Origin of the sequence: Aeromonas sp. SrichE-2G (assembly GCF_017939565.1) — a bacterium.
In the GTDB taxonomy this organism is placed as follows: Bacteria; Pseudomonadota; Gammaproteobacteria; order Enterobacterales; family Aeromonadaceae; genus Aeromonas; species Aeromonas taiwanensis.
On record NZ_JAGKRG010000049.1, the window covers coordinates 199,014 to 222,899 of the forward strand.

General features: G+C 64.7%; 18 protein-coding genes and 2 pseudogenes. 6 read left to right on the top strand and 14 right to left on the bottom strand.

Annotation, left to right across the window (positions count from 1 at the left end; genetic code table 11):
* Positions 1-35: 35 nt before the first annotated feature.
* On the top strand, positions 36-935 hold the full coding sequence (locus J9885_RS15895; protein ID WP_210550012.1) for a LysR family transcriptional regulator: 900 nt from the start codon (positions 36-38) through the stop codon (positions 933-935).
* A gap of 69 nt (positions 936-1,004) precedes the next feature.
* Here the strand turns inward: J9885_RS15895 and J9885_RS15900 are convergent, their stop codons facing one another.
* On the bottom strand, positions 1,005-1,745 hold the full coding sequence (locus tag J9885_RS15900) for an SDR family oxidoreductase (protein ID WP_134695061.1): 741 nt from the start codon (positions 1,743-1,745) through the stop codon (positions 1,005-1,007).
* A gap of 214 nt (positions 1,746-1,959) precedes the next feature.
* Here J9885_RS15900 and J9885_RS15905 point away from each other — a divergent pair, with 214 nt between their 5' ends.
* The 3 genes from J9885_RS15905 (at position 1,960) to J9885_RS15915 (ending at position 6,128) form a co-directional block, all read left to right on the top strand.
* Entirely contained in the window at positions 1,960-2,877 is a 918-nt protein-coding gene (locus tag J9885_RS15905) for a helix-turn-helix domain-containing protein (protein ID WP_210550013.1), read from the top strand.
* A gap of 261 nt (positions 2,878-3,138) precedes the next feature.
* Positions 3,139-5,280, top strand: a complete 2,142-nt coding sequence (locus J9885_RS15910) for a TonB-dependent siderophore receptor (RefSeq protein WP_210550014.1) — start codon at positions 3,139-3,141, stop codon at positions 5,278-5,280.
* Positions 5,281-5,363: 83 nt separating this feature from the next.
* Positions 5,364-6,128: a siderophore ferric iron reductase gene (locus J9885_RS15915; RefSeq protein ID WP_210550080.1), complete on the top strand. Its 765-nt coding sequence runs from the start codon at positions 5,364-5,366 to the stop codon at positions 6,126-6,128.
* Between the two features lie 58 nt (positions 6,129-6,186).
* Here the strand turns inward: J9885_RS15915 and J9885_RS15920 are convergent, their stop codons facing one another.
* A complete protein-coding gene (locus J9885_RS15920; RefSeq protein WP_043760063.1) occupies positions 6,187-7,134 on the bottom strand; it encodes a LysR substrate-binding domain-containing protein in 948 nt (315 codons plus the stop codon).
* Between the two features lie 161 nt (positions 7,135-7,295).
* On the opposite strand from J9885_RS15920, the gene metE reads away from it, so the two are divergent.
* Positions 7,296-9,560 (top strand): 5-methyltetrahydropteroyltriglutamate--homocysteine S-methyltransferase, encoded by a 2,265-nt coding sequence (metE, locus tag J9885_RS15925; protein ID WP_210550015.1) that lies wholly within the window; start codon positions 7,296-7,298, stop codon positions 9,558-9,560.
* A 285-nt stretch (positions 9,561-9,845) separates the two neighbouring features.
* Positions 9,846-10,979, top strand: coding sequence for an HPP family protein (locus J9885_RS15930; RefSeq protein WP_210550016.1), 1,134 nt, complete (start codon positions 9,846-9,848; stop codon positions 10,977-10,979).
* A 177-nt stretch (positions 10,980-11,156) separates the two neighbouring features.
* On the opposite strand, the gene J9885_RS15935 is transcribed toward J9885_RS15930, so the two are convergent.
* The 12 genes and pseudogenes from J9885_RS15935 to nrfA form a co-directional block, all read right to left on the bottom strand.
* Positions 11,157-12,410: a D-amino acid dehydrogenase gene (locus tag J9885_RS15935; RefSeq protein ID WP_210550017.1), complete on the bottom strand. Its 1,254-nt coding sequence runs from the start codon at positions 12,408-12,410 to the stop codon at positions 11,157-11,159.
* A gap of 385 nt (positions 12,411-12,795) precedes the next feature.
* Positions 12,796-13,713 (bottom strand): serine hydrolase, encoded by a 918-nt coding sequence (locus J9885_RS15940; RefSeq protein ID WP_134695069.1) that lies wholly within the window; start codon positions 13,711-13,713, stop codon positions 12,796-12,798.
* A gap of 353 nt (positions 13,714-14,066) precedes the next feature.
* A pseudogene (locus tag J9885_RS15945) lies at positions 14,067-14,255 on the bottom strand (DNA mismatch repair protein MutT); the annotation flags it as partial.
* 230 nt (positions 14,256-14,485) lie between these two features.
* Positions 14,486-15,520 (bottom strand): IS110 family transposase, encoded by a 1,035-nt coding sequence (locus J9885_RS15950; RefSeq protein WP_210550018.1) that lies wholly within the window; start codon positions 15,518-15,520, stop codon positions 14,486-14,488.
* A gap of 72 nt (positions 15,521-15,592) precedes the next feature.
* Positions 15,593-15,862 (bottom strand): annotated as a pseudogene (locus J9885_RS15955) (NUDIX domain-containing protein); the annotation flags it as partial.
* A 138-nt stretch (positions 15,863-16,000) separates the two neighbouring features.
* The gene (nrfF, locus tag J9885_RS15960; protein WP_210550019.1) at positions 16,001-17,191 is read right to left on the bottom strand and encodes a heme lyase NrfEFG subunit NrfF; all 1,191 of its coding nucleotides are present in this window, start codon (positions 17,189-17,191) and stop codon (positions 16,001-16,003) included.
* Positions 17,188-17,763 (bottom strand): DsbE family thiol:disulfide interchange protein, encoded by a 576-nt coding sequence (locus tag J9885_RS15965; RefSeq protein WP_210550020.1) that lies wholly within the window; start codon positions 17,761-17,763, stop codon positions 17,188-17,190. Before J9885_RS15965 ends, nrfF begins: the two co-directional genes overlap by 4 nt.
* Positions 17,760-19,721, bottom strand: coding sequence for a heme lyase NrfEFG subunit NrfE (gene nrfE, locus J9885_RS15970; protein ID WP_210550021.1), 1,962 nt, complete (start codon positions 19,719-19,721; stop codon positions 17,760-17,762). Before nrfE ends, J9885_RS15965 begins: the two co-directional genes overlap by 4 nt.
* Before the next feature lie 162 nt (positions 19,722-19,883).
* Positions 19,884-20,840, bottom strand: coding sequence for a cytochrome c nitrite reductase subunit NrfD (gene nrfD, locus J9885_RS15975; protein ID WP_210550022.1), 957 nt, complete (start codon positions 20,838-20,840; stop codon positions 19,884-19,886).
* Positions 20,837-21,517, bottom strand: a complete 681-nt coding sequence (locus tag J9885_RS15980) for a 4Fe-4S dicluster domain-containing protein (RefSeq protein WP_210550023.1) — start codon at positions 21,515-21,517, stop codon at positions 20,837-20,839. Before J9885_RS15980 ends, nrfD begins: the two co-directional genes overlap by 4 nt.
* Positions 21,514-22,110 carry a cytochrome c nitrite reductase pentaheme subunit gene (gene nrfB / locus J9885_RS15985; RefSeq protein ID WP_210550024.1) on the bottom strand — a complete coding sequence of 199 codons (597 nt, stop codon included), beginning with the start codon at positions 22,108-22,110 and terminating at the stop codon, positions 21,514-21,516. Before nrfB ends, J9885_RS15980 begins: the two co-directional genes overlap by 4 nt.
* Before the next feature lie 51 nt (positions 22,111-22,161).
* The gene (gene nrfA / locus J9885_RS15990; RefSeq protein ID WP_210550025.1) at positions 22,162-23,604 is read right to left on the bottom strand and encodes an ammonia-forming nitrite reductase cytochrome c552 subunit; all 1,443 of its coding nucleotides are present in this window, start codon (positions 23,602-23,604) and stop codon (positions 22,162-22,164) included.
* Positions 23,605-23,886 lie beyond the last annotated feature (282 nt).

Sequence of the window (23,886 nt, forward strand, 5' to 3'; positions counted from 1 at the left end):
TGTAAATTGCATTCACTTGTAAGCAGGGCTTCATAATGGATCAGCTCAGACGTTACGCCATCTTCGCCGCCGTGGTGGAGGCGGGCAGCATGACCGGCGCTGCCAAGGCCCTCGGCATGACCCCGTCCGCCGTCAGCCAGCACATCGGCCAGCTCGAGGGGCTGCTCGGCCTGCCCCTGCTGCACCGCTCCACCCGCCGCCTCAGCCTGACCGAGGCGGGGGAGGTGGTGTGGCAGGGGTGCCAGTCCCTGCGCCAGACCCTGAACCAGACCGAGCTGCGCCTCTCGGAGGTGCGTGACAGCCTGCTCGGGGAGGTGCGGATCACCGCGCCCGTGGGGATGGCGGGGCAGCCGCTGGCGCGGGCGCTCTCGCCGCTGCTGCAGGCGCACCCGGGCCTGTGCATCCAGATCATCGCCGACGACGGCAAGCGGGATCTCATCAAGGAGCGCATCGACGTGGCGCTACGGGTCGGGACACTCGAAGATTCCACCCTGGTGGCCCGCAGACTGGGTCAGACCCGGATGCTGCTGTGCGCCTCGCCCGCCTATCTGGCGCGCAAGGGCACGCCGCGCACGCCGGCGGATCTGCTGACCCACGACTGGCTGGCCTCGGACATGCTGGGCGGGAGCCTGCTCCTGCTGGACGACAAGGGGCAACCCCACCGGCTCAGACCCAAGCCCAGGGTGCAGTGCAACAACGTGTTGCCCCTGCGCCAGTTCACCTTGGCGGGGCAGGGGATCTCGCTGCAACCCGAGGGGGAGATCGAGGAGGATCTCGCCTCGGGCCGCCTGCTGGCGCTGTTGCCGGGCTTTCAGGCGCCCGCCATGGAGATCCACGCCATCACGCCCCAGCGGGAGATCCCGGAGAAGGTGCGCCGGGTGATCAGCGCCCTGCGCAGCCACTTCGCCGAGCACGGCCAGAGCCGCGCCCAGTGAGCGGTCAGGGCGGGGCAATGAAAAGGGGCGGCCGGGTTCCCCCGGCCGCCCCCGACGCCTCGCGCGGGCTTATTTCATGTAGAGGCCGCCGTTGATGGCCAGGGTTTCCCCCGTGATATAGGCCCCCGCTTCGCTGGCGAGGAAGGCCACGGCAGCGGCGATCTCCTCCGGCTTGGCCAGACGGCGCATGGGGATATCGGCCTTGATGCTGTCGAGCACGTCGGTGCGGATCGCCGCCACCATGGGGGTGGCGGTGTAGCCGGGGGCAATGGCGTTGACCGTGACCCCGAAGCGGGCCCCCTCCGCCGCCAGCGCCTTGGTGAAGCCCAGCATGCCCGCCTTGGCCGCCGAGTAGTTGACCTGACCGAACTGCCCCTTCTGGCCATTGACCGAGGAGATGTTGATGATGCGGGCATCGCGCTGCTCGCACATGGCGTCGAACAGCGGCTGGGTCACGTTGTAGAGGCTGCACAGGTTGGTGTGGATCACCTCGAACCACTGATCCGGCGTCATCCGCTTGAAGGCGCCATCCCGAGTGATGCCGGCGTTGTTCACCAGCACGTCGACCCGTCCCTCCTCCTGCAGCAGTCGGCCCAGGGTCTCGCGGCACATGGCGGTGTCGGCCACGTCCAGCGCCAGCAGCCGCACCCTATCCGGATGATGCCCCTGGTCGTCGAACCACTCCCGCGCCGCCGCCGTGCTGGTGCTGGAGTGGGTGGCGACGATGCGATACCCCTGTTCCAGCAGGGCGGTGGTGATGGCGGTGCCGATGCCGCCACGGGCTCCGGTGATCACGGCAATTTTCTTCATCCTGGCTCTCCCTGGCATGTCGCGACGAAAGGATGCCCTGCACGGGCAATTGATAACCTTGTCCGTATCCACTGTGGCAGGAGAAGGCGTCACTTTTGTGACAGGTTGGCGTGAGCCGCGCCCCTTTATCCATCGCCGGCTCCCCCTTGCCGCGGGCAGGGTGGCCATGTTTAATGGGCGCTCTCATCCCGGCAGGCTGTGATCCGCACGCATCATGACACCGACACTTTCTCTCCCATCTCCTGGCCCGGCACCGGAGACCCATGCCCACTTCACCCGCATCGAGCGGGTGCTGGACTACATCCACGCCAACCTGGATCAGTCGCTCTCCCTGGAACAGCTGGCGGAGCAGAGCTGCTGGTCCCGCTGGCAGTTGCAGCGGGTGTTCCTGCATGAGACCGGCCAGACGGTGGCCCACTACGTGCGCGCGCTCAGGCTGAGCCAGGCGGCAGAGGCCCTGCTCTCGACCCGGCAGCGGGTGCTGGATCTGGCGCTCAGCCATGGTTTTGGCTCCGAGGTGAGCTTCAGCCGCGCCTTCAAGCAGCAGTTCGGCTGCTCGCCGCTGGCCTATCGCAAGCGGGGGCTGCGGCTGGGGCTCTCCCTGCCGCTGGCCCGGGCCCAGACAGCGCCGACCCTTAACCCGAAATGGGTCCAGGTGCGGGTGGAGAGCCGCCCGGGTTTTGTGCTGCACGGGGTGAGGGGGACGATCCGGGGGCTGTTTGCTCCGTCGCCGGACTTTCAGCAGACGGTGCCCGCCATCTGGCGCGCCCTGCGCGAGGCGGGCGGCCTGAGTTTGTCCGGCGAGCTGCTGGGGGTGGTGGATGTGTCGGCGGCGGGCGAGGCGTTGCTGCCCTACTGGGCCGGGGTTCCGGCGGGGGAGGAGGAGGTGATGCCCGCAGGCCTTGCACGACTGCGGGTGCCGCCCCAGGAGTACGCGGTCATCACCCATGTGGGGCCCATCGACGAGCTGGCTCGGACCCTCACCTGGTTCATCCTGAACTGGCTGCCCACTTCCGGTTACCGGGGCCTGGACGGCTTCGAGCTGGAGCGCTACGCCCCGGGGTTCGATGGCCGCCAGGTGGATGCCCGCATGGAGTACTGGCTGCCCGTCGCCCCTTGCGGGGGAGCTTGAGCGCCTGTTTGTGCCTCTCCTGCCGGCGTCATCAGTCTGCTCCCCCGAATCCAAGGCGTGCTGGTGCCGAGACCGATAGCCATTTGAACTCACCAGCGCCGTTCGTTGCCAATGAGTCTTGTCATTTGAGACTGACTTCCTCCTGATCTCTCTGCGTTTCCCGCCAACATGCCCCAAATTGTTAATTCCGGGGCGAAATAGAACAATAAAATGCAAATGATATTTGTTACTATTCACATGCAGTTGGCAGTCGAGGATCAGATGCAACTTGTTCACCCCCCATTGACCGTGGTCGCCGCGACCATCTCCACCCTGTTGTCCGGTGCCGTGCTGGCCGCCCCCGCGAGTCAGGAAGCGGCGCGCACCGACGAGACCCTGACCGTGCTCGGTCAGACCTATCGCAATACCGCGACCAAGACCCGGCTCGACCCCGTCGAGACACCCCAGGCGATCTCGGTGGTGGACGGCGAGACCCTGGAGCAGCGGGGCGTGAGTTCGGTGAGCGAGGCGCTGCGCTACGTGCCCGGGGTCAATACCGAGCTGCGCGGCGGGGCCGTGAACCGGCTGGATCTGTTCAACATCCGCGGCTTTGACAACTACCAGAACTTCTATGACGGCCTGCTGCTGCAGTACAACGAGTGGAACCTGCAACCCCAGATAGATCCGGTGGCCATCGAGCAGCTGGAGGTGTTCAAGGGGCCGACCTCGGTGCTCTATGGCAGCATGCCGCCGGGCGGCATGGTCAACCTCATCGCCAAGCGCCCCCAGCGGGAGGCCAGCCACAGCGTGAGCCTGGCGAGCGGCACCGGCAATCTCAAGGAGATGACCCTGGACAGCACGGGGGCCATCAACGACAGGCTTGCCTACCGGGTGGTGGGGCTGGCTCGCCAGAAGGAGGGGCAGGCGGTGACCTCCGAAGAGGAGCGCTACGTCTTTGCGCCCTCCCTGGACTGGCAGCTCGGCGAGCAGACCCTGTTGAACCTCAACCTCTACTACCAGAAGGACCCTGAAGCGGGCATCTACACCACTGTGCCCGCCAGCGGCTCGGTCAAGAGCAATCCCCTGGGGCAGCTCGGCAGCGATACCTTCCTCGGGGACGAGAACTGGAACGAGTACAACCGTGAGGTGACCCTGGTCGGCTACAAGCTGAGCCACGACTTCAACGCGAGCTGGCAGGTGCTGCAGAATGCCCGTTACATGGATGCGTCCGCCTATCAGCGCAACACCTACAACGCGGCCCTGGGGGCGGACAACCGCACCCTGGCCCGCAACGCCTATCTCACCGATGAGGACTCCCGCGGTTTCGTCATCGACAACCAGCTGGCAGGCAAGGTGCAGACCGGCGCGGCCCAGCACAACCTGCTGCTCGGGGTCGACTACCAGTACCTAGATGCCCACGTGCTCTACCGGGATACGCTCGACTACTCTGCGCCCGCCATCGACATCTTCAACCCGGATCACAGCCAGATAGTGCCGGGAGCGCTCACCTTCAACTATCAGGATAAGAAGGTGATCCGCCAGTCCCAGAGCGGCGTCTATCTGCAGGATCAGGTGCGCCTCGACCGGCTGGTGGCCATCGGCGGTGCCCGCTACGACCGCTACCGGATGGACACCGACAGCCGGACCCTCTATCAGGGGGCGGCCAGCCAGTCCCTGGCCCAGATCGATCAGGACAACCTCTCCTTCCGCCTGGGGGCGCTCTACGAGCTGGATAACGGCCTCTCGCCCTACGTGAGCTATGCCGAGAGCTTCGAGCCGGTGCCGGGGGCAGACAAGGACGGCAAGGCGTTCAAGCCGGCCACCGGTCAGCAGTGGGAGGGGGGGCTCAAGTTCCTCTCCGAGGACATGAGCAAGATGGCCACGCTCTCCGCCTTCCACATCACCAAGGAGAACGCCCTGGTGACGGATCCGGACAACGTCTACGGGCCCAAGCTGCAGACCGGGGAGACCGTCTCCCGGGGCATCGAGCTGGAGGGGCGCGCCGATCTCACCAGCAGGCTGGACCTGACCGCCAGCTACACCCTGATGGACATGGAGATCACCCGGGACACCACCAGTCTGCAGGGCAAGACCCCGGTCTGGGTGCCAAGGCAGATGGCGTCGCTGTGGAGCAACTACCAGCTGGGGGGCAGCCTTGAGGGGATGCGGGTGGGCACCGGCCTGCGCTACGTGGGGGAGGCCGAGATCGATGCCGCCAACACGGGCAAGGTGCCGGACTACCTCCTGATGGACATGTCCGCCTCCTATGATCTGGCCGCCCTCAGCGCGAGCCTGAAGGGAGTGGGGGTGTCACTCAGCGCCAGCAACCTGTTCAACAAGACCTACTACTCCTGCTATGACCAGAACAACTGCTGGTTCGGGGCCGAGCGAAGCGTGGAGGCGCGACTCAAATACGCATTCTGACCCTGCGCCCCGGGCCGCGCCCGGGGCATTCACCCTTCGGCGGCGATGGCCGCGACAGCGCCCGGCCGCGCGGCCTCGGCGCGCTGGCGCTGCATGGCGAACATTCCCGGGCGGCGGAGCACGACGCCCTGTTTGCGGCCGCGGCTGCGCTGATCCCCTCCCTCAAGGGGCAAGGGCGGGTGGCGGGCAGTCAGCCCCCGCTGCTGACGGCGCCCGCGTGCAACACCCCCGGCGAGGTGGCGGTGGCCCTGCATGAGCACTGGCGGCAGGCACACCCGGAGGCGGGCCCGGCCTACTGGCTGACCCGCAGCTGGGGCATGCTCTGCTGGCAATCCATCTATCTTGCCATGGTGGCTGTCTACCGGCACAAGGCTGTGCCCGCGCTGGACAGGCTGGGGCAGGGGTATGAGGCGGGGCTGGTGTCCGGCTTCTGCCTGCCCCTGGAGCCCATGATCAAGGGGGAGGTGGAGACCCTGATCGCGGTGGCGGGGGAGCGGCTGCAGGCCCACTGGCAGGGACTGCTCGCGCTCGTCGGGGAGGGGCAGCGGCTGCGGCCCGGCTTCGTGCGCCCGCTCCTGGCCGACGATCTGCTGGCGGCCCTGGTGCGGGTGCCCGAGTTCTTCGGGGAGGTGAGCCGGGAGGAGGTCGCGGCCCACGCGCCACTCTGGCTCGCCGCCTGTGGCCTGCCTCACGAGCATCTGGCGGGCTGGCGCCCGGCCGCCTTGCCCCTGGATGGCATCCCGGGCTATGTGCGCCAGCGCTGCTGCCTGCACTACAAGCGCCGGGACGGGGATCTCTGCGGCAACTGCCCGAGGCGGCAGGGGGCCGTGAGCTGTTCAGGGGGGTGATGTCCGGGAGCGGATCCCGGGGAATTATGGGTATGAGAGCCGCCCTGGGCGGCTTTTTTCATGCCTCCTGCGGCGCGCTTCCCATCCGGGTGCGAATGCGCTCGAACAGGCTCTGCAGGCAGGCCTGATCCCGATCGGCGGCCCGCACCGCGCCATACATATGGCGGCGCACGCCCTCTCCGAGCGGGCGCGCCTCGAGCAGCCCCTGGCGCACGAACTCGTCGCTGGCCCAGCGGGGCAGGGCGGCGACCCCGAGGCCGGCGGCGGCCATCTGCAGCATGACCGAGGTGTTGTCCACCGGCTTGCAGCGGGCGGGCTCCACCCCGGCCGGCTGCAGGAAGCGGCTGAACACGTCCATGCGGGCGCGCTCCACCGGGTAGACCAGCAACACCTCCTGGCGAAGATCCTCCGGCGCTATGGTGCGCCGCTGGCAGAGGGGGTGATCCGGTGCCATCACCAGGGTGAGATCGAAGGCGAACAGGGGCTCGAAGTGCAGATCCCCGCGGGCCTGCACGTCGGAGGTGAGCAGCAGATCGAGCTGGCCGCCGAGCAGGGCGCTGATGGCGTCAAAGCCCGGCACCGACTCCACCTCCAGATCCACCCCGGGCCACTGGCGGCGAAAATCCGGCAACAGCGGCAGCAGCCACTGGATGCAGCTGTGGCAATCGAGCGCCAGGTGCAGCCTGCCCGCGTCGCCGCTGTGCAGGGCCTGCAACTGGCGCTCGGTCAGCGCCAGGGCGGGCAGCACCTGGCGGGCCAAGGCCAGCAGATGCTGCCCCGCCGCCGTCAGCACCAGGGGGCGGCTTTTTCGAAGAAACAGCTCCAGGTTGAGACGGGTCTCCAGCTCCTTGAGCTGATGGGAGAGGGCGGACTGGGTGAGGTTGAGGGTGAGCGCGGCCCCGGCCAGCGACCCCTGCTCGGCGAGGGCGCTGATGGTCTTCAGGTGTTTGAGATCGATGCCCGGATTGCTGCTTGCAGGGTTGTTGGACTGGTTGGGCACACCCATGGCACTGCTCCTTTGTGCGTCAGTTGAGAAATTCTTGAGAGCCAGTTGAAGAGGATTCAATAGCCAAGGCCACCTTATCTCGTCATTCTGGATGTGTAAACATCTGGATGGCTAAATCATCCAGTTTCCCATCAGATGAATGAGCATAAGGAATTGGACCTATGACACGAGCACACACCCTGGGCTTCCCCCGCATCGGCGCCAAGCGCGAGCTGAAATTTGCCCTCGAATCCTACTGGCGTGGCGAGACCACCCAGGCCGAACTCGTTGCCGTGGGCAAGAGCCTGCGTGAGCGTCACTGGCAGGCCCAGCGCACCGCCGGGGTCAACCTGCTGCCGGTGGGCGACTTCGCCTGGTACGATCAGGTGCTGGGTACCAGCCTGCTGGTAGACGCGGTGCCTGCCCGTCACCGCCACGGCGACACCGATCTCGACACCCTGTTCCGGGTGGCCCGTGGCCGTGCGCCGACCGGCCCCGCCGCCGCCGCCGCCGAGATGACCAAGTGGTTCAACACCAACTACCACTACCTGGTGCCCGAGTTCAGCCGCGATCAGCGCTTCAAGCTGGGCTGGAGCCAGCTGTTTGACGAGGTGGAAGAGGCCAAGGCCCTGGGGCTGCCGGTCAAGGCGGTGCTGCTCGGCCCCGTCTCCTACCTCTGGCTCGGCAAGGAAAAAGAGAGCGGCTTCTCCCGTCTCGAGCTGCTGGAGCGCCTGCTCATCGTCTACCAGGAAATTCTGGCGAAACTGGCCGCTCAGGGCGTGGAGTGGGTACAGATCGACGAGCCGGCCCTGGCGCTGGACCTGCCGGACGAGTGGCGTCTGGCCTACCTCAAGGCGTATGAGCGCCTCGCCGGCCCCTGCAAGCTGCTGCTCACCACCTACTTCGGCTCTGTGGCCCATCAGCGCGACATCATCACCAGCCTGAAGGTGGACGGCCTGCACCTGGATCTGGTGGCGGCCCCCGATCAGCTCGAGACGCTCGTTCCGCACCTGCCTGCCCAGTGGGTGCTCTCGGCTGGCGTCATCAACGGCCGCAACGTCTGGCGCGCCAACCTGGCCAGGCTGGCCCCGACCCTCAAGGCACTGAAAGAGAAGCTTGGCGAGCGCCTCTGGGTGGCTTCCTCCTGCTCCCTGCTGCACAGCCCGGTGGATCTCACCCTGGAGCACGAGCTGGATCCCCAGACCCGCAGCTGGTTCGCCTTCGCCCTGCAGAAGTGCTATGAGCTGGGACTGCTGGCGGACTACCTGGATGGCGGGGATCTGGACAAGATTGCGGCCTACAGCCAGCCCATCGTGGATCGGGAATCCGACAGCCGGGTGCACAAGAAGGCGGTGCAGTCGCGCCTGGCCAGCCTCACCAACAGCGACTTCAGCCGCCAGAGCGTCTACCCGGTGCGTGCCGAGGCCCAGCGCGCGGATCTCAAGCTGCCGCTCCTGCCCACCACCACCATCGGCTCCTTCCCGCAGACCGCCGCGATCCGGGGGCTGCGCCAGGAGTGGCGTGCCGGTCGCATCGACAATGGCGCCTACGAGGCGGGCATCCAGGCCCAGATCAAGGATGCCATCGAACGTCAGGAGGCCATCGGGCTGGACGTGCTGGTGCACGGTGAAGCCGAGCGCAACGACATGGTGGAGTATTTCGGCGAGCTGCTGGACGGCTTTGCCATCACCCGCTTCGGCTGGGTACAGAGCTATGGCTCGCGCTGCGTCAAGCCGCCGGTGATCACCCGTGACATCGACCGTCCGACCCCCATGACGCTGGCGTGGACCCAGTTTGCCCAGAGCCTGACCGAGAAGCCGGTGAAGGGGATGCTGACCGGTCCCGTGACCATCCTCTGCTGGTCCTTCCCGCGGGAAGACGTGAGCCGCGAACAGTCCGCCCTGCAGATTGGCCTGGCCATTCGCGACGAGGTGGCGGATCTGGAAGCCGCCGGCATCAAGATCATCCAGATCGACGAGCCGGCCATCCGTGAGGGGCTGCCCCTGCGCAAGCAGGATCACCAGGCGTACCTGGACTGGGCGGTGCGGGCCTTCCGCCTGAGCGCGAGCCCTGTGGTGGACAGCACCCAGATCCACACCCACATGTGCTACAGCGACTTCAACCTCATCATCGAGGCGGTGGCGGCACTCGACGCGGACGTCATCACCATAGAGACCAGCCGCAGCCAGATGCAGTTGCTCGAGGCGTTCGAGCGCTTCAACTACCCCAACGAGATCGGACCGGGGGTCTACGACATCCACTCCCCGAACGTGCCGAGCCAGGGCTGGATTGAGGATCTGATCCGCAAGGCCGCCAAGCAGATCCCGGCGGACCGGCTCTGGGTCAACCCTGACTGCGGCCTCAAGACCCGCGGCTGGGAAGAGACCACCGCTGCCCTCAAGGTGATGGTCGACGCGACCCGGGCACTGCGTGCCGAGCTGGCCTGACGGTCCTGACCGGCCCGGTGAAGCACCGGGGCACGGAACAGACAACATGACGAGAGAGGGAAGGCGAGAGCCTTCCCTCTTTTTGCGTGTCTTGTGTGCTGACGGAGCCCCTGCGCCAGGCCTGCGGCAGCCGATGGCATTGGGAGGCTCGATCACCAGATTGCGACAAGGGGAGAGGGTTCGTACCGGTTTCGGGCACCCGGGCGACGGGGACGCTGGTGCTCGGCGGGGGGAATTGGCTAGAATTGCGCATTTGAAATAAATGTTATCGACAGCGGGAGCAGGATGCAGTTCAGGGATTTCTTGCCGGTATCGACCAATACCAGCGTCAAAGAGAGTTGTTATGGGGCCCTCGGCGCCCTGGTCGGTTTGCTGGGGACAGCCTTGTTGTGCCGCTGGGGGCTGGGGCTCGAGGTGCACTGGCTGATCGCCCCCATGGGGGCCTCCGCCGTGCTGCTGTTTGCCGCCCCGGCGAGCCCCCTGGCCCAGCCCTGGTCCATCCTGGTGGGCAACGGCGTCTCGGCGCTGATGGGGGTGTTGAGCGCCAGTCTGGTGCCGGATCTGACGATCGCCTCGGCCCTGGCGGTGATGCTGGCCATCGCCGCCATGTTCCTCACACGCAGCCTGCATCCCCCAGGCGGGGCGGTGGCCCTGACCGCCGTCATCGGTGGCGAGGGGATCCGGGCGCTGGGGGTGGGCTATGTGCTGCTGCCGGTGTTGCTCAACTCCTCGTTGCTGCTGGCCATGGGCCTCTTCTACAACCGGCTGCTGGGACGACGCTACCCCCATACCGGCAAGGTGGCGCCCAACCGGCACCAGACCGCCGATCCCCAGCCGAGCGAGCGCCTCGCGACCCAGGCCATGGACATCGATTTTGCGCTGGAGAAACACGGGGAGCTGCTCGACATCAACCGCCAGGATCTGCAGGAGCTGCTGCAGGAGGCCCAGTTGCACGCCCTGCGGGGGCGGGTAGGCACGGTGCGCTGCCAGGATGTGATGTCGCGGGATCTCGTCGTCACGGCGCCGGCAGCCTCGGCCATGGCGGCCTGGCATCTGCTCTCCCGGCATCAGATCAAGGCGTTGCCGGTGGCGGACGAGGAGGGCAGGTTGCTTGGCATCATTACCCTGCACGACCTGATGATCGACCGGGCGGAGCGGCAACCTAGATCCCAAGCGGATCTCGAGGGGCTGACGGTGGCGGATCTGATGACCCGGGAGGTGCAGACGGCGCGGCGCTACCAGCCGCTCTACGATCTGGTGGAGGCCTTCTCCGACGGCGGACTGCACCACATGCCGGTGGTGGAGGGGGACCAGCTGGTGGGGATCATCACCCAGTCCGACATGGTGGCAGCCCTCTTCACCCTGGCCCTGCAACCCGGGCTGGCCCGAGAACGGGAGCCAGGTGCCGACAATCCATAAGAAAGGGGCCCCGCGAGGGGCCCTTGTCATTACGGTTCCGGGGCTGCACCTGTCTTTGCAATGGCGGTGCGCAGCCCTGGTCGCCCGGCGTGCACGGGAGGTCTGACACGCGAGGAATAAAAAGAGAGGGAGTGCCTGGCACTCCCTCTCTCTATCAAGGCGATGGCAGCAGAGGCTTTAGCCGTAGCGGGCCAGGGTCAACCCCTCGTCGCTGATGGCAGGCGCCGTGCCGGAGATGAGATCGCTCAGCAACTGGCCCGAGCCCGCCGCCATGGTCCAGCCCAGGGTGCCGTGGCCGGTGTTGAGCCACAGGCCCGGGATGGGGCTCGGCCCCACCAGAGGCGTGCCGTCCGGCGTCATGGGGCGCAGCCCGGTCCAGAACTCGGCGCGGCTGATGTCGCCCCCCTCGGGGAAGAGATCGCCGACGACCATGGCCAGGGTGTCGTGGCGTTTCGGATTGAGGGCCAGGTTGTAGCCCGACAGCTCCGCCATGCCGCCGACCCGGATCCGCTCGTCGAAGCGGGTGATGGCCACCTTGTAGGTCTCATCGAGCACGGTACTGCGGGGGGCGCCGGCGGCATCCGTCATCGGCAGGGTGAGGGAGTAGCCCTTGACCGGGTAGACGGGGAGCGAAATCCCCAGGGGGCGCAGGAAGCCGGTGCCATAGCTGCCGAGGGCACAGACGATGGCGTCGGCCTTGAAGCGCTGCTCACCGGCCCGCACCGCCACGGCGCGCCCCTGGGCGAGCTCGACCTCGTCGATGGCGCAGTTGAACACGAACTTGACCCCGAGTCGCTGCGCTTCGGCAGCCATGGCCTTGGTGAAGCGGAAGCAGTCGCCGGTCTCGTCCCCCGGCAGGCGCAGGCCGCCCACCACCTTGCCCCGCACCCGGGCCAGGGCGGGTTCCACCTCCTCGCAGCCGCCGGCATCCAGCGACTGGTAGGGAACGCCGTACTCCTCCAGCACCTCGATGTCTCGCTGGCTGGCGTCCAGCTGGGCCTGACTGCGAAACAGCTGCAGGGTGCCGAGCTGGCGTCCCTCATAGTCGAGGTCCAGCTCCTCTCTCAACCCCTTCATGCAGTCCCGGCTGTACTCGGCCAGACGCACCATGCGCCCCTTGTTGACCGCGTAGGCGGCCGGGGTGCAGTTGGCGAACATCTTGAGCATCCAGCGCAGCTGGAAGGGATCCGAGGTCGGGCGCACGGTGAAGGGGGCATGCTTTTGCAGCATCCACTTGGCGGCCTTGAGGGGGATGCCGGGAGCCGCCCAGGGAGAGGCATAACCCGGGGAGATCTGACCCGCATTGGCATGGCTTGTTTCGAGTGCCACCCCATCACGCCGCTCCAGCAGGGTCACCCTGTGACCGGCTTTGGCCAGATACCAGGCGCTGGTCACGCCGACCACGCCACCACCGAGTACTACTATGTCCATCTTGTCTCTCCTTGACTGGGGCCTCCACCTTAATCAGCCGCCACAGGATATTCAACAGGTGTAGATATAATTGGGATATATATCTATTTACATTTTGTTAACTGGCTCTCAATATCGCAATTTTCATCATTATTGGCATTAAGTGCTGGTTCCAAGGCCGCGTTGGGAAGGGGGGCGTCGCCGCCAGCAGGGCGACAGCGGGGAGCGTGCCCGGCCGGTTGATCCGGGCGGTATCGCCAAGCGGTGAGAGGGCTGTGCGGTGGGGCCAGCCTGGCGGCGGGTCGAGCATCAGGTGTTGATGCAATAGGTGCAGATGCAATAAGTGCAAATACAAAGAGAAGGCCCCCGCATCTGACGATGCGGGGGCCTCGTTGTCTGACGGACCTTATTGGTTGCTGAACAGCTTGGGCCTTGGGCTGGACTGGGCGGTCAGGGTCATGCGACCGGAGGTTTCCAGCCAGGTCTTGATTTTCCGGGCGTCGGCGACCCGCTCGTTCGTGGTGTTGGCGTGGAGCAGCACCATGACCACGGGTTCATTGCTGACCCGGGTCCCCATGACCAGGCAGCGACCCGCCTCGCGGATATAGCCGGTTTTGGAAACCAGAACGGGCCACTGGCCTTCCCGGACCAGGCTGTTGGAGTTGCGATAGTGCAACTGGCGCTTGCCGTTGCGCACCAGGCGCTGCTCGGAGGCGGTGTACTGGCGGATCAGCGGGTAGGTGGAGGCGGCAGCGGCCAGCTTGGCGAGATCGTGGGCGGTGGAGACGTTGCGCGGGTTGAGCCCGGTGCTGTCGGCGAAATGGGTGCTCCACATGCCGAGCATGCGGGCCTTGGCATTCATCGCCTCGATGAAGGCCTTGCGACCGCCCGGGTAGTACCGTCCCAATGCGGAAGCTGCGCGGTTTTCAGACGACATCAGGGCGATGTGCAGCATGTCGGCACGGCTCAGGCGCGAGCCAACCGCGAGGCGGGAGCCTGTGCCCTTGAGCCTGTCCACGTCGTCCATGGTGACGGTCAGGGTCTCGTTGAGGCGCAGGTTGGCATCCAGTACCACCAGGGCCGTCATCAGCTTGGTGATGGAGGCGATGGACATTACCCGATTGGCGTTGCGCTCGGCCAGGATCTCGCCCGTACGCGGATTGGCGACCACGAAGGCATCGGATCTCAGGGCGAGATCGGTGCGTGGGGCAATCAGTTGGGAGGAGGAAGAGGTCGCAGAAAACGGGTTGGCATGGGCACTTTCCACGCTGGCGGGAAGGAGGAAGGCGCCGAGCAGCAGGGGAAGATAGGGGCGAAGGTTCATGGTTTGACTCTACAACGACTCACAAGGACATTTGGGTAAGTTATATGACGGTAATTGACGCTTCACAACGTTCAAAGGGCCGATATTTCAATTTTATGGGGTAGCGCACCTTGAAATAGCCGAATTCACGGCTATGGCGCCCTTTCACGGGATTCATAATGAGCCACACCTGGCGCGCACATTGGCCGGGTTCAGCCCGTCATGGGGCGCACTATATGCCCTTTCTGACCCATCATTGCTACTCTTTTTGTGCCTTCCGGTGCGGCATCGGGTCGAACGCACCATTAATCCTCTTTGTGTCGGTGAAGATGGGCGCCGTCAGGGGCTTCGAGGGAGGTGTCAGCCGACCCGGATCAGCGCAGTGCCACCCTCATCAGCGGCGAGGGGCGGCACGCCACAAAATGGTGCCAGACATGGTCATAGAGCGCCTGCTGGCCGGGGAAACTCACCAGTCCCTTGGCCTCGGCCAAGGTGCACCAGCGATATTCGGTGTGCTCGTCGTTGAGAGTGACCGTTTGATTGGGCGGGCAATAGACCATATATGGACGCCCCTGGGTTGTGCAAGAACTGAGCTGATACGGTTTGCGACCATATATCCGGCGTTAATGATGGGATCAACTCCCTCGCCATGATGTCATCCGAGCCTTGCTTCCTTATCACTACACCGGTATATGCATACCCAGGTCTAATTCAGGCTGTTACAAGGACGGTACCCGTTTTCTCATCAGTGCCTGCAAACTCAGTAACGTGTACTTTCTAAGCAAATATCAAATTAACTTCCTGCAAAGGCTCTGTTCATGCTGAAATCCACCGAGTCAGTCAGTACACGCCAGATAATCCGAGTTAACTTATTTGCCAGGGCGACGGTGGCCTTCAAGAATCCACGCCGTAATTCAACTGCCTTCACCCATCTCCCTAAACTATCATCTCGCTTTTGCACACAGCGCATCACCGCTCGAGCTCCATGGATGATCAACGTCCTCAGGTTACGATTACCGTTTTTGGTCATGGATGAAAGCCGTTGCTTTCCACCTGAACTGTGCTGCCGAGGGACTAAGCCACACCAGGCAGAGAGCTCACGGCCACTGGAAAACTGGGCCGCATCAACCTCACTGACTACTGCTGCGGCAATCAGCGGTCCGACGCCTGGAATGGTCAGTAAGTGGTGATAGGCAACCTGCTGGCTGGACAGTTCGGCAATTTCCTTATCCAAGACATCAATCCGTTCAGCGAGCATCTGCATATCTTCTCGTAACAGGCTCAGTAGTCGGCGAAGCGTGAAGGTTATCGTATTGGCTCCATCTTCAAGCACATCCGGCAGTTGCTGTTGGAGGCGTTGTATACCGGTCGGAAGGATGAGCCCGTATTCAGCAAGTAGTGCCCGCAGTTGGTTAGCCAGAGCGGTTCGCTGCTCAACAATGAGCTGGCGAGCATTACGTAACGCTTTGATATCTTGCTGTTCTGTAGTTTTAACAGTTACGAAATGGATCCCTGGTCGACAAGCCGTTTCACAAATAGCTAATGCATCGTTGGCATCATTCTTCTGGTGCCTTGCAAAGGCTTTGACATGCTGTGTAGGAATGAGCCTTACGTCATAGCCCATCGATATCAGTGTCCGCCCCCAGAAGTGAGATGAGGAGCAAGCTTCCATGGCTATCAGTGTTTGCGGTGGAAACTGGCGCATAGTGTGGAGCAGTTTTTGGCGAGATATTTTACGATTCCAAGCAACAGAACCATCAGCCATCCAGACGCACACCTGAAAAACAGACTTGGCGATATCAATACCCACTACTTTGATCGTGTTCATGTGATGCTCTCCCAAGTTAAACGCAGCCAATCGAAGTATGAAGCTGACTGCGTTGGGTAGGGGCGTCCATCACATCACTACAGGCACTACCTCCACCGTATTTGAAGCGCTTTCGTAAAATTGTTCCAGATAATGGGCTGTGTATAACTCGCAAACCGAGATACCCGTCTCTTCGCCAAACTCGCGAATAATGGTCTGCCAGCCGGTTTCCCCCGCCTCAACCGTGCCCGCCACATGGCACCAGAAACCGCCCTTGACCCGTTTCATCACCAGCAGCTTTGTTTCGCCATCAATCGTTGAGAGGGCGACACCGGAGACGGCTTTACAGCGAATGGGGATCATGGGGGAGGCTCCAAAAAAAGGTTCAATAGACGCCTATTGTTCGGCCGCCGACGGGAGGCTGGCAAGTGATTTCTCTGCCATCAGCGCTTGTGCGGGCCAAACGTGACAGGGGGCATTCAGCCCCCATTATGTGTGTAGTCAGCCCCCCATCATGCGGGCGGTCTGGATGGCCTGGATCAGGGCAGCCCGGTTGATGCGGGGGCGCTCCTCGTCCAGCAGCTGCTGCCAGAGGGCGATGGCCTCCCCGTAGCGGCCGTGCAGGAAGTGATCGGAGGCGAGCAGCATCAGGGCGCTCACCTCGCCCTTGTCCTGCTTGAGTGCGCTGTCCAGCAGGCGCTCGGCCTCCGGGGTGAGCTGCTGGCCCGCTTGGTAGTAGCGCACTGTGGCCTGGGCGGCCTGGGTCGCGGCACTGGCCCCCCCTTCTTGCAGGGCGAGACGTTGGTAGGCGAGCAGGGCATTGTCGTACTCGTCCCGATAGAGATAGAGCTGGCCGAGCGCCGCCCAGCCGTCGAGATCGGCAGGGTTGGCTTGCAGGCGCTGGTGCAGGGCGCCCAGCTCCTTGTCCTGCAGATCCCGCGGGCTCAATCCCGCCAGCGGATCGGGGCGCGACTGATAAGCCTGCCACGCCTGATAGCGGCCGGTTCCGGCATAAATGCCGGCCATCAGCGCCAGCAGCAGGCCCCCAAGCAGTATCCATGAGCGCAGCCAGAGCTGCGGACGAGCGGTGCGATCTCTTACCAGCCGCTCGTGCAGGGCCTGCTCGGCAGGTGGGGTGGCGTTGGCGAGGCGGGCCAGCTCCAGCTCCCGGTAGAGGCGGCTGTGGGGGGCAAGCCCCGCCTGCTGCTCGGCCATGATGAGGCGGTTCAGCTCGGCCCTGGGGTCGTGGGCGAGCGCCCCCTCGGCTCTGTCGCCGACAAGCGGCACCCGCGCCGGTTGCCGGCGATGCAGGCTCCTGCGCAGGCGATTGAGGGCTAGCAACAGCAAGAGGGCGGGGCCGCCCCACAGCAGCGCCGTGCTGCTCTTGAAGGGGGGATCGTAGCGCACGAAATCGCCGAAGCGCGCCGTCATGCGGGCGATCACCTGTTCATCAGACTGCCCCTCGTCCACCCAGCGGTAGACCTCGAGCCGCAGATCCCGCGCGATGGGGGAGTTGGACTCCACCAGGTTCTGATTCTGGCACTGGGGGCAGCGCAGGGCGCGGGCCAGCTCCTGAGCGCGGGTTTGCCGCTCGGGGTGGCGAAACTCATAGGTGTCGACCCCGCTGGCAAGGGCCCCGAGGCTCAAGGCCAGCAAGAGCGGCGCGATCAGGGCGTAGCAGAGACGGCTCATGGCTTGCTCTCCTGCACTTCTCTCTCCACTTCGGGCTGGCTAGCGGTGTTGCTGCGGGCCTTTGCAAGCAGGGGCACAAACTGGCGCTGCCAGATCTCCCGGGTGAGCTCACCCGTGTGGCGGGTCAGCAGGGTGCCGTCGGCGGCAAAGAGATAGGTCTCCGGCGTGCCATAGACGCCGAGTTCGAGGGCCAGCTTGCCGTCCGGGTCGGCCAGCACGGCGCGGTAGGGGTTGCCCGCCTGGATAAGCCAGGCGCGGGCCGCATCCCCCTTGTCCCGATAGTTGAGGCCGTAGAGGGGCACGGAGCCCGCAAGCTCACCCAGCAGCGGATGTTCGGCGCGGCAGTTGGGGCACCAGCTGGCCCAGACGTTGAGCACAAAGGGCTCCCCTTTCAGGCTGGTTGTGTCAATGGAAGCCCCTCCCAGCAAGTTCTCACTTTGCCAGGCCGGCAGGGTGCGCCCTGCGACGGCCTCATCCTGGCCGTAGGGGTTGTTGCCAAGGCCGAGCCAGAGCAGGGCGCCGAGCCCCAGGGTCAGCACGAGAGGAAGAAAGAGACGCAGGCGGGATCTCATAGGGACTCCTGTTCGAGCCGGGGGCAGGGGGCTGTGGTCGGGGCCGGGCGGGCCGCAAGCAATGGGCGGCGGGCGAGCAGGCGCAGGGTACCCCCCGCCATCATCAAGAGGCCGCCGAGCCAGATCCATCGTACCAGCGGCTTGTGGTGCAGGCGCATGGCGTAGGCATTGGGCCCCATCTTCTCGCCGAGCACCACGTAGAGATCGCCGAGCATTCCCCACGCGATGCCGGGCTCGTTCATGTTCATGGTGCGCACGCTGTAGTGGCGCCGCTCAGGCGCGAGTCTGGCTACCTCCTGGCCCCCCTTGTGTACGCTGAGAGTGATGCGCTCGGCGGTGTAGTTGGGGCCGATCAGCGGCTCGCTCCCCTCGTAGCGAAACTCGAAGGCGCCGAGCCGATAGGGCTGGCCTGCGGCGAGCACGGTTCCCCCCTCCTGACTGTGGTGACTCACCTGAGCGATGCCGAGGGCGCACACCGCCACCCCGAGATGGGCCAGCAGGCTGCCGAGCCGATTGAGGGTGAGCTCGCGCAGGGCGGCCGGTTGGGAGAGCGGGAGCAGCAGGCTCGCCACCAGCCAGAGGCCGACCATGTTGGCAAGGATGCCGCTCCAGCCTGCGGTTCCCTGTCCCCGATAGGCGAGGCTGAGGAGTCCGCCTCCCAGCACGCCGAGCAGCAGCGGCAACAGCCAGCGCCAGCGGGAGCAGCTGGCCAGCCTCTGCCAGCGCAGACGGGGGATCTGGGTCATCAGCGCCATCAGCACCAGGGCCAGGGGCACGAAGAGGGTGTTGAAGTAGGGGGCCCCCACGGAGAGGGATCCCAGATGGAGCGACTGGAACACCATGGGGTAGAAGGTGCCGAGCAGCACGCTGGCGCAGGCCACGCAGAGCAGCAGGATGGTGGCCCCGAGCAGCCCCTCTTTGGACAGTAAGCCGAAGCGGGCGTAGGGGGCGCGGGTGTCGGCCCGCAGGGCAAACAGGGTGAGAGCGAAGGTCAGCAGCAAACCGAGCAGCAGCAAGAGGGTGAGGCCGCGATCCGGATCCACCGCGAAGGCGTGCACCGAGGTGAGCACGCCGGAGCGCACCACGAAGGTGCCGAGCAGGCTCAAGGAGAAGGTGAAGATGGAGAGCAGCAGCACGGCGTGGCCGTAGGCGCCGCGCTTCTCGCACACCACCAGGGCGTGGAGCAGGGCGGTGCCGAGCAGCCAGGGTAAGAGGGAGGCATTTTCCACCGGATCCCAGAACCACCAGCCGCCCCAGCCGAGCTCGTAGTAGGCCCACCAGGAGCCCAGCACGATGCCGGCGGTGAGAAACACCCAGGAGCCGAGTGCCCAGGGGCGGCTCCAGTGGGCCACGGCACCGTCGAGCCGGCCCGAATGCAGCGCCGCCATGGCGAAGGCGAAGTTGACTGCAAAGCCGACGTAGCCGAGATAGAGCAGGGGCGGGTGGAGGATGAGGCCGATGTCCTGCAGCATGGGGTTGAGATCGCGCCCCTCCAGCGGCCCCGGGAACTGCCTGTCAAACGGGCTGGAGAAGATCAGGGTATAGAGGCCGAAGAGCCCGACGATCAGCCCCATGATGGCGAGTACCCGCACCAGGATCAGCGAGTCGACCCGCGCCGAGCAAAGGGCCACCAGGGCGCCCCAGAGGGCCAGCGCGAAGACGAAGAAGAGCATGGAGCCCTCGTGGCCCCCCCACACCGCCGCCAGCTTGAACCCCAGGGGCAGGGCGCTGTTGGCGTGCTGGGCCACATAGGTCAGGGTGAAGTCATTCTGGGCGAAGCAGATCCCGAGCAGCACCAGGGCGGCGCCGAGCAGGGCGGCATTGAGCAGCGCCAGCGGCCTGGCACAGCCCAGCAAGGCCGGGGAGGCGAACCGCAGACCCAGCCAGGGCAGCAGCCCTTGCACCAGGGCGAACCCGGTCGCCAGCAGCAGTGAGAGATAGCCGAACTCCGCCAGCACACAACCTCCAGTCAATCATTCGTCTATGTTATGCCGCAGCGTCTGCACCGTACCGGCGCTGGGGGATAACATCCACATTCCTGGTAACAACCAATCGCAACAACTCATCGCAACAAATAAGCGCCAGTCACCCGAGGGCGGCTGGCGCTGGTGATCATACCTTTAAATAACCGTCATCTGGCCGGCATAGAGCACGAAGTAACGCAGCAGCAGTATCCCCACCAGGGTCAGGCTGCAGACCAGCACCAGATGGCCGTTTCTCTCCCGCAGGGGAGCCGGGGTCAAGAGGGCGATCAGCTGGGGCAGCAGCATGCCGATGCCCACCACCCCCACCCAGAACACCTGGGCCCAGAAGCCGCTGCCGATGGCGGCCCACATGGCCACCTCTTTCTGGCCGCCACCGAAGTAGAGGCCGGTGAAGAAGCAGACCAGCAGCAGCACCTCCACCGCCAGCACCGGCCGCTCGAAGCGGTGGACGAAGCTGACCCCCTGGCTGTGGTGGTTCTCCCTGAACAGGGTCACCGCCAGCAAGATGGTGGAGGCGATGCCGGAGCTGACGCCGGAGACCAGGAACAGCACAGGTAACACAGGGTTGTTCAGCAGCGGATAGGTCTTGAGCGCCGAGAGCAGGAAGCCGGTATAGGCTCCCAGCAGCACGGCGAGCAGCAACAACAGCGGTGCCAGCATCTGTTCAACGCGGGCAAGCCAAGCGATCAGCCCATCCACAAAGGCGAACTTCTCTTTGAGGAAGCGGCTGCGCAGGGTCTCGATCTCGCTTCTGAACACCACCGCCAGCCAGGCGAACAGCACCGCCATGTAGAGCTGGAACAGCATGACCCCCATGGACATCACGGAGTCGAACTGGTAGTGGAACATCAGCTTCCAGAAGGTCCAGGGACGGGCCAGGTGGAAGATGAGGATGAGTAACCCCAGAACGACGCTCGCGGGGGCCAGGATGGCGGTCGCCTTGATGATGCCGCTCTCGCTGCCGGCTCCCTTGCGGCGCAACAGCACCGAGAGGGTGGTAGCCCCGGCGGAGATGCCGAGCAGGAACAGGTAGATCGCGATCGGCCAGTCCCACACTAGCGAGGGGAAGTGAAATGCGTCTTGCATCGTCATGACTTTATCTCCCCTTTGGGCACGCGGTACATCTTGGGCGAGGTGCCGAGCGCCTGCTTGTAGCGATAGGTGGTCTCCTTCACCAGCCGCTTGGCGATGGGGCTGTCGGGATCGTCCAGATTGCCGAACACCAGTGCCTTGGTGGGGCAGGAGACCACGCACGCCGGCTCCTTGCCCTGGGCCAGGTTGGTCTTGCGGCAAAAGTCGCACTTGTCGGCAACCTTGGTCACAGGGTTGATAAAGCGCACCTGATAGGGGCAGGCGGCCAGGCAATACATGCAGCCGACGCAGAGATCCGGGTCCACATCGACGATGCCATCCTCCATACGGATATGGGAGGCGCCGGTCGGACAGACGTGGACGCAGGGGGCGTTGTCACAGTGCTGGCAGGACTTGCGAAAGAAGTGGTACTCGGCGTCGGGATACTCGCCGACGGGGCCGGAGCGGAGGATCTCGAGGCGCGAGACCCCTTCCGGCACCTGATTCACTTCCCGACAGGCATCCATGCAGGCGGTGCAGCCGATGCAGGCCTGCTCGTCGTGGAGCATGCCAAAGCGCACCCCGTCGATGGTCTGGCTGTGGGCGAGGGTGGCTGCGCCTGCTCGCACGGGGCCCGTCATCATGATGAGGGCCCCGGCGCTCATCCCCGCCATGAATTGACGGCGAGAGCAGCTCATGGCGCCTCCTTGCCCAGGCTGGCCGTCTGGTTGGCCACCTTGGCCTGGTGCTGCTTGCTGTGGCAGTCGACGCAGAGCTTGATGCGGGACTTCTCTGGAATAGCGACCATGGGCTCCTTGGCCTGGTGCAGGGCGTGGCAGCTGGTGCAGGTGAGTTTGGTGGCGTGCACGTCGTGGGCCCAGAGCGCCTCGCGCAGGGGCTTGGGCTCGTGGCAGCTCATGCAGACACTGTTCTGCTCCACGATGGGGTAGGCCTCTGTGCTCTTCTTGTCGCTGAAGCTGTTGCTAAAGCGCATCACGTCCTTGACCCCTTCCCGGTGCTGGGGGGAGGGCTGACCGTGGCAGTTGGTGCAGGTCACCGGTTTGAGGTTGTTGGGATTGGTCGCCTGGCCATGCTTGCCGTGCATGACGTCGTCCTGAGCCTTGTGGCAGTCGGTGCAGGCCTTGTCGGCGCTGCGCAAGAATTCCACCGCGTGGGTGGGGGGCACGGCGGCGGGAGCGGTTGTCTGCTCGGTGGCCTGGCCCTGCAGGCTGGTGAGCAGCATGGCCGCCATCAGCATCAGTCGTAAGAAATCCATCGTTAAATCACCCATAGGAAGCCTCCATCCATTGCGAGCCCGGCCAGGCCGGGCTCGCAGGCGCCATTACTGTGCCAGCCGTCCGGCCGCTTTGGCCTCGGCATCCCAGGCGGGGACTGTGGTCTTGAGGAACTGGGCCTTGTCGCCGTTCATCTGCTTCATGTCCATGCCAAGGGCGGCCTGGGCCTTCTCCTTGGTGGAGATGTCAGGAATGGCGATCTCGTGGCTGATCCCCTTGGCAGCCAGCAGGCGTGCCAGCTTGGTGCGGGCGTCGGCGGCCTTGTCCAGGGCGGTTCCCAGCATGCGCAGCGCCACTTCCGGGGCGTGCATCTGCACCCCGTGGGAGGCGATGGAGAAGTCCCAGCGCCACTGGGCGTGACGGATGTCCTGCAGAATGTCCTTCATTTCGGCCTCGGTGGCACCGGCATCCCAGGCAGCCTTGGCCTCGAAGTGGGCGTGCACCAGCTGCTTCTCGACTTTGAGCTTGATCTCGGTGACGGCATCCTTGCGCTGCTTGACCACCCCTTGCAGCATCTCCTTGCTCTGGGTGTGGCAGTTGCGGCAGGTCTGGTCGAAGCGATCGAAGGGGTTGCCTACCTTGTGATCCGTGTAGACCTTGCCCTGTTCGTTCTGCACCTTGGGCATGTGGCAGTCGACGCAGGCGACGTTGTTCTGGCCGTGAATGCCGGCGCGCCAGGTCTCGTACTCGGGGTGCTGGGCTTTGAGCATGGGGGTCCTGGAGAGGGCATGGGTCCAGTCGGCAAAGCCGATGTCATCGTAATACTGCTCCATCTGCTCCACGGTGGTGCCCTTGTCCCAGGGGAATTTCACCGCCTTGGTCGGGCCGGTGAAGTAGTACTCCACGTGGCACTGGCCGCACACCTGGGACTGCTGATCGAACCGGCCCTGCTCCTTGAACGGCTTGCCGATGGCGGTCATGGCCCGATCGGCGTAGGGACGGGAGAGGTGCAGGGCGGGCTTGCCCTCCTTGAACTCTTTCGACGCGGTGTCGTGGCAGTCGGCGCAGCCGATGGTGTTGACGATCTCGGGGCCACCCTTGGCCCACATCCCCTTGAAGTAGCCATCCTCACCCTTCTCGTCGATGACGCGGGCCACATCCGGGCCTTTGCAGCTCCAGCAGGCCATGGGCAGGGGACCATCTTCGGCGCTCTTGGGGGCGCCGGTGCGCAGGGTCTCGCGCACGTCGGTCAGCGCATAGAAGTGACCGCGGGGTTTGTTGTAATCCTTGGCGAAGGCGTAGCCGCCCCAGAGCACCACCATCTGCGGATCTTCCGCCAGGGCATCGGTGCGCTCGCGACTCTCGCCGGTGGCCTTCCAGCTGCTGAACTGATCGGCGTGATCCTTGGCGAACAGCTCGCTGCGCGCCTCTACCTTGCCCTTGGGGGCGGCCTCCTCTGCCTGCGCCAGATTGCCTGCACCGAGCAGGGCGGTCAGCAGCAGGGCGGCGAGGCCTGGCCGAAATAGCTTGTCATATGAACCCACGGTCATCACTCCCAGATAAAAAGTCCATGTCTGGCCTGACCGTTCCATCTCGGTGTGGACATCTGTGCTCATCATCGACGGGCATGGCAGGCCGATTAATTGTTATGGCTGCATATAAATTGGAATTTATGCAATTGATCGAGGGGATAATACCAAATGGGTAAAATGGATAATGATTTATCCCGACGGGAATTGCGCTAGATCAATTGCCATGGGGGGAGGATCCCAAAAGTGGGATCCAGGTTGAATTATCGAGCGTCATCTGGGGGTTGCTGCCTCGCTTTTTCC

Excerpts from the sequence above, each read along its gene's own strand:
- J9885_RS15905 (WP_210550013.1), top strand. The coding sequence starts at position 1,960 with ATGACACCGACACTTTCTCTCCCATCTCCTGGCCCGGCACCGGAGACC.
- J9885_RS15930 (WP_210550016.1), top strand. The coding sequence starts at position 9,846 with ATGCAGTTCAGGGATTTCTTGCCGGTATCGACCAATACCAGCGTCAAA.
- J9885_RS15965 (WP_210550020.1), bottom strand. The coding sequence starts at position 17,763 with ATGAGATCCCGCCTGCGTCTCTTTCTTCCTCTCGTGCTGACCCTGGGG.
- nrfA (WP_210550025.1), bottom strand. The coding sequence starts at position 23,604 with ATGACCGTGGGTTCATATGACAAGCTATTTCGGCCAGGCCTCGCCGCC.
- J9885_RS15920 (WP_043760063.1), bottom strand. The coding sequence starts at position 7,134 with ATGGGTGTGCCCAACCAGTCCAACAACCCTGCAAGCAGCAATCCGGGC.
- J9885_RS15900 (WP_134695061.1), bottom strand. The coding sequence starts at position 1,745 with ATGAAGAAAATTGCCGTGATCACCGGAGCCCGTGGCGGCATCGGCACC.
- J9885_RS15935 (WP_210550017.1), bottom strand. The coding sequence starts at position 12,410 with ATGGACATAGTAGTACTCGGTGGTGGCGTGGTCGGCGTGACCAGCGCC.
- J9885_RS15980 (WP_210550023.1), bottom strand. The coding sequence starts at position 21,517 with ATGAGCTGCTCTCGCCGTCAATTCATGGCGGGGATGAGCGCCGGGGCC.
- J9885_RS15895 (WP_210550012.1), top strand. The coding sequence starts at position 36 with ATGGATCAGCTCAGACGTTACGCCATCTTCGCCGCCGTGGTGGAGGCG.
- J9885_RS15950 (WP_210550018.1), bottom strand. The coding sequence starts at position 15,520 with ATGAACACGATCAAAGTAGTGGGTATTGATATCGCCAAGTCTGTTTTT.
- J9885_RS15940 (WP_134695069.1), bottom strand. The coding sequence starts at position 13,713 with ATGAACCTTCGCCCCTATCTTCCCCTGCTGCTCGGCGCCTTCCTCCTT.
- nrfD (WP_210550022.1), bottom strand. The coding sequence starts at position 20,840 with ATGACGATGCAAGACGCATTTCACTTCCCCTCGCTAGTGTGGGACTGG.
- metE (WP_210550015.1), top strand. The coding sequence starts at position 7,296 with ATGACACGAGCACACACCCTGGGCTTCCCCCGCATCGGCGCCAAGCGC.
- nrfB (WP_210550024.1), bottom strand. The coding sequence starts at position 22,110 with ATGGGTGATTTAACGATGGATTTCTTACGACTGATGCTGATGGCGGCC.
- J9885_RS15910 (WP_210550014.1), top strand. The coding sequence starts at position 3,139 with ATGCAACTTGTTCACCCCCCATTGACCGTGGTCGCCGCGACCATCTCC.
- nrfF (WP_210550019.1), bottom strand. The coding sequence starts at position 17,191 with ATGAGCCGTCTCTGCTACGCCCTGATCGCGCCGCTCTTGCTGGCCTTG.